The organism is Moraxella sp. FZLJ2109 (assembly GCF_024296965.1).
Lineage (GTDB): Bacteria > Pseudomonadota > Gammaproteobacteria > Pseudomonadales > Moraxellaceae > Moraxella.
Genome location: NZ_CP101112.1, coordinates 918,477 through 931,091 on the forward strand (window position 1 = coordinate 918,477; position 12,615 = coordinate 931,091).

General features: G+C 49.3%; 12 protein-coding genes. 7 read left to right on the forward strand and 5 right to left on the reverse strand.

The annotated features are described in order from the left end of the window. Window positions 1-68: 68 nt before the first annotated feature. Window positions 69-1,583 carry a leucyl aminopeptidase gene (locus NKU06_RS04185; RefSeq protein WP_254728961.1) on the forward strand — a complete coding sequence of 505 codons (1,515 nt, stop codon included), beginning with the start codon at window positions 69-71 and terminating at the stop codon, window positions 1,581-1,583. A gap of 177 nt (window positions 1,584-1,760) precedes the next feature. Here NKU06_RS04185 and NKU06_RS04190 read toward each other — a convergent pair whose 3' ends face one another. Further along, a complete protein-coding gene (locus NKU06_RS04190) occupies window positions 1,761-2,087 on the reverse strand; it encodes a TraR/DksA family transcriptional regulator (protein WP_253222780.1) in 327 nt (108 codons plus the stop codon). A 160-nt stretch (window positions 2,088-2,247) separates the two neighbouring features. Beyond that, a complete protein-coding gene (locus tag NKU06_RS04195; protein WP_254728964.1) occupies window positions 2,248-4,869 on the reverse strand; it encodes a TonB-dependent receptor in 2,622 nt (873 codons plus the stop codon). A gap of 287 nt (window positions 4,870-5,156) precedes the next feature. Between NKU06_RS04195 and NKU06_RS04200 the strand changes: the two genes are divergently transcribed. Beyond that, window positions 5,157-5,861 (forward strand): VIT family protein, encoded by a 705-nt coding sequence (locus NKU06_RS04200; protein ID WP_253222778.1) that lies wholly within the window; start codon window positions 5,157-5,159, stop codon window positions 5,859-5,861. A 428-nt stretch (window positions 5,862-6,289) separates the two neighbouring features. On the opposite strand, the gene NKU06_RS04205 is transcribed toward NKU06_RS04200, so the two are convergent. After that, window positions 6,290-6,880: a YigZ family protein gene (locus tag NKU06_RS04205; protein WP_254728967.1), complete on the reverse strand. Its 591-nt coding sequence runs from the start codon at window positions 6,878-6,880 to the stop codon at window positions 6,290-6,292. 93 nt (window positions 6,881-6,973) lie between these two features. Here NKU06_RS04205 and NKU06_RS04210 point away from each other — a divergent pair, with 93 nt between their 5' ends. Beyond that, window positions 6,974-7,678, forward strand: coding sequence for a pseudouridine synthase (locus NKU06_RS04210; RefSeq protein ID WP_254728970.1), 705 nt, complete (start codon window positions 6,974-6,976; stop codon window positions 7,676-7,678). Window positions 7,679-7,761: 83 nt separating this feature from the next. On the opposite strand, the gene crcB is transcribed toward NKU06_RS04210, so the two are convergent. Together crcB and rlmB are read right to left on the reverse strand one after the other, a co-directional pair. After that, window positions 7,762-8,124 carry a fluoride efflux transporter CrcB gene (gene crcB, locus NKU06_RS04215; RefSeq protein ID WP_254728973.1) on the reverse strand — a complete coding sequence of 121 codons (363 nt, stop codon included), beginning with the start codon at window positions 8,122-8,124 and terminating at the stop codon, window positions 7,762-7,764. Window positions 8,125-8,157: 33 nt separating this feature from the next. After that, window positions 8,158-9,039: a 23S rRNA (guanosine(2251)-2'-O)-methyltransferase RlmB gene (gene rlmB, locus NKU06_RS04220; protein WP_254728975.1), complete on the reverse strand. Its 882-nt coding sequence runs from the start codon at window positions 9,037-9,039 to the stop codon at window positions 8,158-8,160. A gap of 178 nt (window positions 9,040-9,217) precedes the next feature. On the opposite strand from rlmB, the gene recN reads away from it, so the two are divergent. From recN to NKU06_RS04240, 4 genes are all read left to right on the forward strand, one after another. Beyond that, entirely contained in the window at window positions 9,218-11,011 is a 1,794-nt protein-coding gene (recN, locus tag NKU06_RS04225) for a DNA repair protein RecN (protein ID WP_254728978.1), read from the forward strand. 2 nt (window positions 11,012-11,013) lie between these two features. Then, complete coding sequence (locus NKU06_RS04230) at window positions 11,014-11,577, forward strand: YqgE/AlgH family protein (RefSeq protein ID WP_371928025.1); 564 nt, start codon at window positions 11,014-11,016, stop codon at window positions 11,575-11,577. Further along, window positions 11,577-12,056: a Holliday junction resolvase RuvX gene (gene ruvX, locus NKU06_RS04235; RefSeq protein ID WP_254728981.1), complete on the forward strand. Its 480-nt coding sequence runs from the start codon at window positions 11,577-11,579 to the stop codon at window positions 12,054-12,056. The genes NKU06_RS04230 and ruvX overlap by 1 nt, the downstream gene beginning before the upstream one ends. A 91-nt stretch (window positions 12,057-12,147) precedes the next feature. Continuing rightward, the gene (locus NKU06_RS04240; RefSeq protein ID WP_254728984.1) at window positions 12,148-12,606 is read left to right on the forward strand and encodes a hypothetical protein; all 459 of its coding nucleotides are present in this window, start codon (window positions 12,148-12,150) and stop codon (window positions 12,604-12,606) included. Window positions 12,607-12,615: the final 9 nt, after the last annotated feature.

A 12,615-nucleotide genomic window follows, 5' to 3' on the forward strand; every position in this document is an offset into this window, starting at 1 on the left:
TGCTACACTAAACCCATCGCCATCGAGTATTTTTCTCGATATTTATAAAATAAACCTAAGGAATGATCATGCCAAATATCGCACTCAGCGTGTCTGTTCAGACAGAATACACCGCCAAAAAAGCCACCAAAAACAACCCCTTACCGACCATCATCGCCTATGTAACCGATGACGGCACTGTGCTTGGTGGCTTGGGTGATGCCGAATATCTTACACGCGCCCAAGATCTGATCAGCCAAAGCAGCTTCAAGGGTGGTCTTGGCGAGAGCGTGACTGATTACGCCATTCACGCCAAAGAGCTGCCTGTGCTGACCGTGATCGGCGTGGGTAAGCTTGATAAGCTTGCGGGTAATATCGCCAAAGTCGCTGCTGCCACCTATACCGCGATCAAAACCGTACCGCGCGCAGTGATCCTATGGGGTGATACCATCTGCCACAAGCACTTTACACAGTTTGGTCTTGCGCTACTTGCCGCAAGCTATCGCTTCGATCATCACAAGGCAAAAGCTGCCGACAGCGACGCCATCAAAGACATCACCATCATCTCAAACCGTGATGAGCTTGACGCCTATCAAGCCGCGCTAGCGTTCGTGCTTGCTACTGCCAAAGGAGTGAGCGTCGCGCGCGATGTCGCCAACGAAGCACCGAATGTCCTAACGCCATCTGAACTGGCAAAAAAGTCAAAACAGCTCGCCAAAGACTACGCCGAAAAGATCAGCGTCAGCATCCTTGGCGAAAAAGAAATGCAAAAAATGGGCATGGGTTGCTTTCTCGCCGTCTCGCAAGGCTCAGACGAAGAAGGCAAACTCGCCGTCATCGAATACTATGGCAAAACTGGTCGCGCTGGCAAAAAATCGCGCCTGTCGAACCCGATCGCACTGGTGGGCAAGGGTCTGACCTTTGATACAGGTGGTATTTCATTAAAGCCTGCTGCCGGCATGGAAGAGATGAAATTTGACATGGGCGGTGCTGCATCGATTCTAGGTACGATCAAAGCCATCGCAGAAGCAAATCTTGCCATCGATGTCGTGGCAGTACTGGCTTGTGCTGAAAATATGCCATCGGCGCGCGCCACTCGCCCCGGTGATGTAGTCACAGCGATGAATGGCATGAGCGTCGAAGTGCTGAACACCGATGCCGAAGGTCGCTTGGTGCTGTGCGATGCGCTGTGCTATGTCCAAGAAAACTACAAGCCAAAAGCCATCATCAATACCGCAACCTTAACAGGCGCGTGCGTGATCGCCTTGGGCAGCGTGCGCTCAGGTCTGTACAGCAATGATGAAGATCTGCTGTTCGCCCTAGAAAGTGCGAGCGAATTTACCAATGATCTGGTGTGGCATATGCCACTGGACGACAGCTACAACGAACAGCTGAACTCAAAAATCGCAGATGTCCAAAACATCGGCGGCCGTGAAGCTGGTTCAGTGACTGCGGCGTGCTTCTTGCAGCGCTTTATCAAAGAAAATCAAGCATGGGCGCACTTAGACATCGCAGGCACAGCATGGAAGAGTGGCAGCACCAATAGCGCAACAGGTCGCCCTGTGGCATTGTTGGCGCAGTATCTACGCAGCCAAGCAGATTAAATTTGCGCGATTAATCAATAAAAGCACGGTTTATTAAAGCTGTGCTTTTGTTTTTTGTGCTTCATGATATTGCCGTTTAACGCCAAAATCCACCAACAGAGCACAGCACAAACCCACTAATCGCTCAGTGAAATGAGCAATAAAAATGCGACCCATCAGCCGCATTTTTATCATCACTCACTTAGCATGAGCCACGCACAAAGTTGCAAATGGCACTGCATCCAATCGCCCTTCTTCGATGTCTTCGCCGCACTCGCTACACACCCCATAGCCACCTTCTTCGATACGGCGTAGTGCTGCATTGACTTGGGTGAGACCTTCTTCGGCTTCCTGCACAAGCTTCATGCGCATCTCATCACGCGTGGCGGCGACGGCTTGATCATCCCAGTCTTGATTGCTGTTATCTTCTGGGTGGGCAATGCGATCTTTGATTTTCTCGATGCGCGCTTGGTATTCTTGTTTTAGGCTCAAGAGCGCCGCTTGATAATGTTCAACGCTTTTCATTGTCTGACTCCTTTGCTTGATTGACCTGTTGAAAAAATCCCATCTTTTCACCTTTATTATTCACCAAATCTTATCAAAACTCAAGCGGATTTCTTATCACATCACCCCAAATTTACACAAAAAAATCGAAGCATCACACTCCGATTTTTTGGTCGCACACTTAAAAGCGATAAGTCGCGCCTAGGCTAAAATTACGCCCCATCTGCGGAATGTAGGGCAAAAAAGTCTCGTGCGCATACACAGGCTCATCGAGCAGGTTATTGCCGCGCAAGAACAGTTCATACTCGCCTGCGCCCCAATCCTTACGATAATTCACGCCAAGATTGAGCATATGATGCCCTTGGGTCGGCTGCTCGAATTTTGACAGTTTATTTTGGTCAAAGACATGATAATACTCAAGCTCGCCCGACACACCATCGGCGACATCTGCCTTGATACGCGCGCCCAATCGTGCTGGCGGTAGGCGCGGGGTGTAGCGATCTACTTGGGCAGCGTAGGTTCTTTCATCCGTCCAATTATCATAAGCGACCACTTCATCAGGCAAATCGGTCAGCTTGCCTGTGATGACATCGCCAAACAGTGACGCATGATACACAGGCGTGAACTGATAGCCGATACTACCTTCTAAGCCAGAGAACTTGGCTTTGGCTTGGCTGTAGCGGTTGATTCTCAAGGAATAAGGCGCGATCACCGCACTATTGCCCAGTGATGCATTGAGCGTCTGTAAGTAAATATAATTATCAAAATCATAATGATACGCCGCCAATTGATAATCCAATTTCTCCCCTTGATAATCCAACGCGATCTCAAGGTTATTCGACTTTTCTTTGGTTAAATTCTTATTCCCCACTTCAAATGAATTGGTCGCTAAATGCGCACCATGCGTGTACAGTTCTTGGGCGTTGGGCAAGCGTTCTTGGTGCGATGCCGTCACGGTTAGTCTGTGCTTAGGGGCAAATTTCCAAGTTGCACCCAGTGCATAAGAATAGGCAGTGTCTTGATTGGCTTTGGTGTCATTGAGTGCTTGGGCTAAATGCTCGGCGCGTTTTTGGTTGGCAGCGTCGATGTATGAGCTGTTGTAGCGGTTCGGCACTGGCTGCATGACGCTTGTGATCTTATCAAGATCATAATCCATCTTAATGCGCTGGCGTTCGGCGCGTGCCGATGCCTGCAGGCTTAGCGCATCGCTCAGTTCGTATTGCTGCAAGCCAAACAAGGCGATATTATCCGTACGGTTCTCACCCAGTGTCTGCCGACCTTTGGCGATACTCGGTGACAGGGCACTGTTTTTGGATATCAAATAGCGCACACCCCAAGTGCCTGAGAGTTTCTCAGTTGGTGTTTGGATCATTTCCAACCGTGCTGTCGTGGCTTTATTTTTAAAATCACTACTGATGGTGTCGCCTTCTTTTTCTTGGTGCTGATAATCACTGTGTCCCACCGATAGTTTTACCGTATCGATGCCTGCGATCGGATCGTACAGCTCACCTTTAAGATCATATCGGCGATTGGTCAGCGTGATGTGCGGTGCGCCGTGCGTGTGTTCTTTGGTGCTGTGTGTATGTCCACCACTGGAGTCGAACACTTCAGCCTGTAGGCAGTCGGCGCGCGGATTGAGATAATTGACATCATCTTCGCCCATCAGCTGCGGATAGCTCATCAGATAAGGCTTGGCGCGCTCGGACGCAGGTGAGATGACATACGCGCCACAGCCTTCGTACATCGGATTGTGCGCAGGTAAGCCGTATTCATCTTCGCGATGACTCACCGATGCGCCCACATATCCTGATGTGCCCACCCACGATACGCCCAGTGACAGCGCATCAGCATTCGCCCAGCTGTCAGGCAGATAATCTAAATGCTTAGGCGTCACGATGGCATCAGTATAACGCTGCTTTTGTTCCAGATACTGCGATTCGCTGCGGATGAAATGTCGCTCATTGGCAGGACGATAACGAAAATACGGCTGTTGATGATGATTGGCAAGCCAGTGCTGATATTCTGATTCTAAGCTTGCCAGATTCTCAGGCGCTGCCAAATGCGCTTTGAGTGCTTTTTCATTGTCAAATTGATAACGCTGATATTCAGGCGTCTGATAATCGTTCGCGCGGCGCGTGATACCCTTGGCGCTGATTGCTACTTGTGAACCGATCGGCAGTGACACACCGACGCTTGCCACTTTCTCATCACTGCCTGTATTAAAGCGCAGCGTCGCATCGCCTGTCGGTGCATCTGGCACATGATCCAAGATCACATCATCGACCACATTAATCTGACCTGCGACATTGCCCGAGCTGTACAATAAAGTACTTGGACCGCGCACGATCTCAACTTGCCCTGCCAACAGCGGATCGACCATCACCGCATGATCAGGCGATAGACTTGCCATGTCGATGACATCACTGCCATTTTGCAAAATCTTCAATCGCTTACCCTCTTGCCCACGAATGATTGGCGCAGACGCACCACCACCAAAGTGACTTGAACGCACGCCCAACTCGCCTGACAGTGCATCACCCAAAGTCGCCGCACGACTGCGCAGCTGATCGGCTGTAACCACGATATCCGATGGCTTTGCACCGCCAAACGCACTATGAACACGCGCGCCACGCTGCACCACGATCTCTTCGGCATCGAGCATTACTATCGGTGTATCTGCTGTTTTGGGCGCCATCTCGGATACTGCTTGGGCTGCGTCATCATCAGCGTGTGCACCTTGCATCGCTAATACGGTTGCCATCGCCAGCAGCAATGGAGTGAGTTGCCATGAGTGTTTTTGCATGATTTATTCCTTGATGATTTGATAAAGTATAACAATTATTTCAAAATTGTATTAAGTTGGTGATAAAAATCACATAATGTTATATTATTATATAACTATCGTCAAGTAATTTTTCTGATCGTTGGATAAAATTGCAACACGCTCTTGAACAAGAATCACTCTTGGATAAGAATTTAGGCACAAAATAGAGTTATTATTAAGTGAAATTTAAAAATAAAATATTGGTGCGTGTAACATCAGCGTGGCGTATAATAAGCGCATCCACAATAGTTAATAAGTGAAATCCTATGTACTCAGCACATTCAGAACCGCATCTTAGCTCGCGCAATAACTGGCTGCGCGCAGGCGTCCTAGGCGCAAATGACGGTCTAATCTCGACAGCCAGTCTGCTGATGGGTATGGTTGCAGGTCAGGCAAGCATGGATGTTTTGACCTTAACAGCATTGGCGGCGATCATCGGCGGTGCACTGTCAATGGGGGCAGGCGAATACATCTCGGTATCATCCCAAGCCGACACCGAAAAAAGCGACCTTGCCAAAGAAGCCTATGAGCTTAAGCACAATCCTGAGCGTGAGCTTGTCGAGCTGACCAATATCTATAAGGCACGCGGTTTGGATGATGATCTTGCGCATCAGGTCGCGGTCGCACTCACCAAGCATGACGCGCTCGAAGCACACGCGCGCGATGAGATCGGTCTGAGTGATGCCTTATCCGCCAAACCCTTAGAAGCAGCGATGGCATCGGCAGCATCCTTTATCATCGGGGCAGTACTGCCACTGATCAGCCTGTGGTTGGGTGCAAAATTCGGCACGGATTTGGGGGTGATTTTGGCAGGGACGACTTTAGTAGGTTTGGCACTGCTTGGCTACACTTCAGCCAAACTCGGCGGTGCGCGCGTTGTGCCAGCGATGGCGCGTGTGCTGATTTGGGGTGTTTTTGCGATGGCGGCGACAGCGCTGATCGGCAAGGCATTTGGTGTGGCGGTGGCGTGATGGCATACGATGTCCAAAGCTGTGTACGAAATTTCTTACAAATATTGGCGAAATTTGCCACTTTTCGCACACAGCCAGTTTTGGCATAATACACCCAACAGCACAGGAAAGTGACACAGGGTGTGTCGGCATGGATGAAACGCTGTTACATGGATGACTCGTAAGGAAACTGCAGGAAATGCACCAAAAAAGCCACAGGTGAAAACTTGTGGCTTTTGCTTTTGGGGTTTATGATGATTTGTGTTTAAAATTGTGAATTATGCCAATTGATATCAAAGAACTTCAAAAACCGTTCGTCCTTCAGCTTGTCGAAAAGTAACGGATTTTTGAAGATTTTATCATAAAGATCAAATACTTTTGGTGTATTGGTGCAGATGCCGCACCCTACTAATTTATTATATTAATTAATCTAGCTACTTAAAATAAACCTACTCAACCACCGCTCCATATACACCCAAGCTTGCCACAAACTCATCCACCTTAGCGGTGTCCAATTGCGCTGTGATCATCACATCCGCCGCATAATCGACCGCGCTGATCTCGCCTGCTGCCGTACCGATCAGATAGCGCACTTGTGCTTCATGAGCAAAGCTTGTCGCGATCACAAGCACTGATTTTGGGATAAAAGTAGTCAGTACCATCTGATCCACCGCCATCTGCGCCGCCGTCCCATAGGCACGCGTCAAACCACCCGCGCCAAGCTTAATCCCCCCAAAATAACGCACAACAACGATGATACAATTACCAATCGCCTTATGCTGTAAGACATTCAAAATTGGTCTGCCTGCTGTGCCGTTTGGCTCGCCGTCATCATCAAAGCCTGCGCTCGTGGTGTTATTCGGATCGCCGATGATATAGCCAAAGCAGTGATGGCGCGCATCGGGATAACGCGCACGCAGCTTGGCGACATAATCCATCGCCTGCTCACGACTATCGATCGGGTAGGCAAAGGCAAGAAATTCGCTTTTTTTGATTTCATAGACCGCATCACACGGCGCACTTGGGGTTTGGTAGCTCACGGTATTGATATTGATGGTAAAGACGCTGTCATTTTCCCATATTTTGTCGATTTATGCTACACTAGGCATAAGTTTACTGATTGGAAAATTTTCATGCGTTTGGATAAATTTTTAAGCAAAGCCACTGAACTGTCGCGCAAAGATGCCAAAAAAATCTTGCACGCTGGCGAAATCACCGTCAATGACATCGTCATCAAAGACTCAAGCCATCACATCGATATCGCCAATGATGAAGTGCTGTGGGCAGGTGAGCCGCTGTCGGTCGCTGAAGGCAGTCGCTATATTTTGTTGTATAAGCCAGACGGCTTTGAATGCACGCTAAAAGCCAAAGAATATCCGATCGTCACCGATTTGATCGCTGTGCCAGAAGTGGCAAGCCTGCGCATGGCGGGCAGACTCGATGTCGATACCACAGGCGCGCTGCTATTATCCGATGATGGCGCGTGGCTGCACCGTGTGACCAGTCCAAAACGCCATCAGCCCAAACGCTACGAGCTGACGCTTGCCGATCCAATGGATGAAGCCGCCCAAGCCCATGCTATCAAGCAAGTGGCGAACGGCATCTTATTAGAAGGCGAAAGTGAAAAAACACGCCCTGCTGAGCTGTCATTCGTCGATGAGACGCACGCTGTGCTGATTTTGACCGAAGGCAAGTACCATCAAGTCAAGCGCATGATGGCGTATTTTGGCAATAAAGTCATCGAGCTGCACCGCGCCAGCATCGGCACCATCACCCTTGATGGGCTTGAGATGGGCGAATGCCGATTCTTGCGACCTGAAGAAATTGAGCAGTTTTGATGATCACAATTTGACAATAAAAAAGATATGTTTCATGTGGAACATATCTTTTTTCTTAGAAAATGTAGAAAAATCATGGCAAATCAGCCAAATGAGCGCGCCACATAAAACCCTACCGCTGCCGCTGTGACACCACCGATTAGATGCAGGATGATGATCAGCAGTGCTTGGCTGTATTTTTGGGCAATGAGCATCTCAAGCACATTGGCAGAAAATGCCGAAAAAGTCGTAAAACTGCCCAAAAACCCCGTAACCCAAAGCAGCTTATGCGTATCTGGGACACTCACCGCCATCAGCACACCCATCAACAATGAACCGATGACATTGACCACAAGTGTCGCAAGCGAAAGCTTAGTCGTCACACCAGTCAGCCACAGACCGATCAGCCAGCGCAATGTCGCACCACAAACCGCACCGATCGCCACCATCAACCATTGTATGAACATGATTTATTTTAAATAATATTTAAACAATACAAACTACACCAACCGCTGCCGAGCCACTTCATACAGTGCCATACCAGTGGCGACACTGACATTCAAGCTCTGCGGACGATCAGGCGTGTTCGCCATCGGGATATACACGAGCGTATCGCACAGCTCTTGGGTGAGTCTGCGCATACCATCACCTTCTGAACCCATGATGATTGCAACTTTACCACCAAAATCACACTCATGCAAAGGCTTAGCTGTCTCATCGAGCGCTGTTCCAAAGACGAACACGCCTGCTTTTTTTAGCTTATCAAGCGTGCGCGCAAGATTGGTCACCGCCACCACATCAATAACTTCAGACGCACCCACCGACACCTTAGCGACGGTCGGCGTGATCGGCGCAGACTGATGGCGCGGAATGATCACCGCATCCACGCCCATCGCACAGGCACTGCGCAGGCACGCGCCCAGATTGTGCGCATCGGTGATTTGATCTAATACCAAAAACAGCGCGTTATCTTTTTGTACCAAGGTATCCAGCACGCTCTCATCCGCCATCGGCATGGGGCGCGCTTGTGCTACCACGCCTTGATGCTGATGACTGTCGGCAAGCTCAGCCAGTCGCTCTTTTTGTGCCATCTGCACGCTGATACCAAAATCGCTCGCCAACTGCATAAGGCGCGTATGCTCATCGCTCACCTGCCCATCATCGCGCGCTTGGATGAACAGATTTAACACATCGATCGGGCGACGCTTCAGCAGCATATCCACCGCATGAATCCCATAAAAATACGGGTTTTTCGGCTTGGTGTCTTTTTTATCCTTAAAGACCTTACCCTTGTGTGGCTCGCCTGATTTGCTGTGGGGTTTTTTGCCAGAATTTTTGGCAGATTTGTCATAAAAAGACTTAGAATACTTGCGGTCGCTCATGATACTGTACTTTATGAAAAACTGACTTATTGTGGCAAAACTTCAGGATAAAGTAAAGAAATTTCACCTACCAAATGGCGTATCGACGCGCAAAACCTGCCGTGAATAACATTTTTTCCATTGCCAAAATCGGTATCTTTGATTATGATAAAAGGTTGGCGTATTTATGGGATTTAGCATGCTTGTTTCTCTTACTTTACAAAATCTTGCCTTGATCGAAAAAAAAGAAATCAGCTTTGATGGGCGGTTCAATGTCATCACAGGTGAGACAGGTGCAGGTAAGTCCTTGGTTTTGGACGCATTATCACTGTGCGCTGGCGAACGCGCTGACAGTGGCATGGTGCGTCATGGCTGTGACGAAGCGTCGGTTTTTGGCGAATTTGACATCACGGGTAATGCGCAAGTGGCGGCATGGTTTCGCGAACATGATCGCGAGCTTGACGAAGACACACTGCTGATCCGCCGTAAAATCAGCGCACAAGGCCGCTCAAAATCATGGATCAATGGCGTGCCAGCCAGTATCAGCGAGCTTAAAAGCCTAGGCGCAATCCTTGTCAATATCCACTCACAGCACGCAGGGCTTGAGCTATTAAAACCCCAATTCGTCATCGATTGGCTCGATCGTATCGGTGGCTTGTCAGCAGAAAAACAAGCCACCAAAGACGCCTTTACCGCTTATCAAACCATCAAAAAACAAGCCGACGACGCCAAAGCCCAATCTGCACAGCGTGCCGATCGCATGGCATTATTATCCGCCAAGCTTGCCGACATTGAGCCATTATTGGCGGTCAATTTCGCTGAAGCGGAAGCTGAATACGATGAATTATCAAACCTTGAAAACTTAATGCGCGTGGCGACCGAAGCGACGGTGCTACTGGATAATGATGACGATACGCCATCGGTGGCAAGCCTGCTTGGGCGTGCGATGCGCATCTGTGATAATAATGCATCTGCCAGTAAGACTTTCAGCGAATGCAGTCAGCTGCTTGCTCTTGCTCAAGAGCAGATCAATGACGCTGCTGCCAAGCTTGCCGACTATGCCGAGCAGCAGCTACCCGATGAAGCACGATTAGAAGAGCTTAATAATCTACTTTCATTAGCACATCGCTTATCCAGCAAATATCACACGCCGATAGACGAGCTGATCGGTGATGCAGCCGCATGGCAAGAAGAACTCAATATGCTGGGTGGTCTGCCTGATAATGACACAATGGATGCCAAGGTCAAGGACGCGTATGATGCGTATTTGGCGTGTGCAGATACGCTTGATCAGGCGCGCATGGCGATCGCCCCTGACATCTGCGAGCGACTAGAAGCGCGGCTACTACCACTTGCCCTGCCCAATGCACGCTGCGAGTTTGGCTTTAGTGATAAGCCGAGCGATCAGTACAATCAGCATGGCAAATATGACATTGCCCTATTATTCAGTGCCAATGTCGGTATGCCGCTACAGCCTTTGCACAAGGTGGCATCAGGCGGTGAATTATCGCGCATGGCACTGGTGATGCAGGTGATGGCATCAGGTGACGGCAGTGAAACTGGTCCGACGCTGGTGTTTGACGAAGTGGATGTCGGTATCAGTGGCGGTACTGCCCAAGTGGTCGGCGAGCTATTACGCACACTTGGCAAGCACCAACAACTCCTTGCCATCACTCACCAAGCCCAAGTCGCTGCTGCTGCCCATCGCCACATTCTGGTGCATAAAGAGCATGGCGAGCAGACGGTGAGCGATATGAGTATCATCACAGATGAAGCACAGATCGATGAGCTGGCACGCATGAGCGGTGGCGTGAATATCACCGCAGCCACGCGCGCGCACGCCAAGAGCCTGCTTGATGACATCCGCCACACCGATGAGCTGACGGCGAATACATCGATTGATAAACTTGAAAAATTCACCACTGATCATGCAGACCGTGCCGATGATGCCACACCTGCCAAGAGCAAAAAACCAAAGGCGGACAAGGAATGATCATGCACACGATGCCCAATGACAAGCTTGTTCATCATTTTCTCGTTCCGACGCCGCAGATGCGCGATGAGCGATTCATCGATAAAGTCATCTACATCTGTCGCCATACCACCGATGGTGCATGGGGATTTATCATCAATGACCCTTTATCCAGTAGTGTCGGCGGTCTATTGTCCGAGCTTGATTTGCCAGTCAGCCAAGCAGCGATGAACACGCCTGCGCTCGCCGGTGGCCCTGTGCGCCCCGAAGCTGGCTTTGTGCTGCACACAGGTTTGCCTGATTATAAATCATCCTTTGTCATCAGTGAAAATGTCTGCCTGACCACCAGTAAAGACATCTTAGAAAACCTATCCCAAGATGCCATCAAACATTATCTGTTGTGCATGGGTTTTTGTAACTGGGGCAAGGGGCAGCTTGATGATGAAGTACGCGCAGGTGATTGGTTCATCTGCCCTGCAGATTTGACGATTTTATTTGGCTTGTCGTACGAAGATCGCTTGGCAGCCGCACTTGGCAAAATCGGCATCAATCCAAACAAACTGGTCGATACACTGGGGTATGCCTAATGACGACACCGACTTTGATCCTTGCCCTAGATTTTGGGGTGAAAAAAATGGGCATGGCACTGGGCAACAGCATCACCCGCGACGCGCGCCCCTTTGATATTTTGGCGATGGACAACGGTCAGCCCGACTGGGACAATCTGCTTGGCATCATCCAAGAATGGCAAATCAACGAAGTGCTAGTGGGCTTGCCGCTGAACATGGACGGCACAGAGTCGATGCTCTCAAAGCGTGCGCATAAGTTCGCACGCCGATTGGCGCACCGCCTTGCCGAACGCCGCCAAGCGATAAAAGTCTTCATCTATGATGAACGCCTAAGCTCAAAAGAAGCACGACAAATCGCCCTGGATAATGGCTGGATCAGCTCGCCTACCGAGCCGATTGATGACATTTCGGCGTGTTTGCTCATCGATGGTTATTATTACGCGCCTGAGCTGGCGATTTATGTCAATAGCCACAAAGACAGCGTCAAAGATGTGTGATTATTTAAAGTAATTACACAATTAACCCAAAAATTATCCTTGATTGTTAAATAAAATCCATCAAATCACCGACCCAAAACCTGCCAAGATTATGTCAAATACCGCCATTTATCAAACGCTCATTCCCAAAATCCGCCACGCCATCACCCTTGCCAATGTCAGTGTGTATTTGGGCTTGGCTGCCATCGTTGCATTTTGTGCGTTCGGCACGCTCGCGAGCATGGCAAGTTTTCGCGACAGCAGCGTGATTTATTATGCGTTTCATTATTTGCCCTACATACTGATCGGTATCAGTATGCCGCTGAGCCTATATCACGCGTGGCTGCTGATTCGCTATCGCATCGTTGATTTTTCGATTATTAGCATGATTTTATTGACAGGCGTGGGTTTGCTTGGTTTTACGCTAATTCGCCTTGTGATGAGTGGCATGGATACGGCGTTTTTTATGGGCTTGTTTTTGGCGATGATTGCGTGGTTTGGGATGCCGTTTTTGTTTCGGGTGAATCTGCGCAAGTTTTTGGCGTTTTTGGAAGAAAAAGTCGCATCTTAATTCACAAAA

What these genes read in the sequence shown, in the direction of transcription:
- NKU06_RS04185 (WP_254728961.1), top strand. Translation starts at nt 69, where the DNA reads ATGCCAAATATCGCACTCAGCGTGTCTGTTCAGACAGAATACACCGCC.
- NKU06_RS04190 (WP_253222780.1), bottom strand. Translation starts at nt 2,087, where the DNA reads ATGAAAAGCGTTGAACATTATCAAGCGGCGCTCTTGAGCCTAAAACAA.
- NKU06_RS04195 (WP_254728964.1), bottom strand. Translation starts at nt 4,869, where the DNA reads ATGCAAAAACACTCATGGCAACTCACTCCATTGCTGCTGGCGATGGCA.
- NKU06_RS04200 (WP_253222778.1), top strand. Translation starts at nt 5,157, where the DNA reads ATGTACTCAGCACATTCAGAACCGCATCTTAGCTCGCGCAATAACTGG.
- NKU06_RS04210 (WP_254728970.1), top strand. Translation starts at nt 6,974, where the DNA reads ATGCGTTTGGATAAATTTTTAAGCAAAGCCACTGAACTGTCGCGCAAA.
- crcB (WP_254728973.1), bottom strand. Translation starts at nt 8,124, where the DNA reads ATGTTCATACAATGGTTGATGGTGGCGATCGGTGCGGTTTGTGGTGCG.
- rlmB (WP_254728975.1), bottom strand. Translation starts at nt 9,039, where the DNA reads ATGAGCGACCGCAAGTATTCTAAGTCTTTTTATGACAAATCTGCCAAA.
- recN (WP_254728978.1), top strand. Translation starts at nt 9,218, where the DNA reads ATGCTTGTTTCTCTTACTTTACAAAATCTTGCCTTGATCGAAAAAAAA.
- NKU06_RS04230 (WP_371928025.1), top strand. Translation starts at nt 11,014, where the DNA reads ATGCACACGATGCCCAATGACAAGCTTGTTCATCATTTTCTCGTTCCG.
- ruvX (WP_254728981.1), top strand. Translation starts at nt 11,577, where the DNA reads ATGACGACACCGACTTTGATCCTTGCCCTAGATTTTGGGGTGAAAAAA.
- NKU06_RS04240 (WP_254728984.1), top strand. Translation starts at nt 12,148, where the DNA reads ATGTCAAATACCGCCATTTATCAAACGCTCATTCCCAAAATCCGCCAC.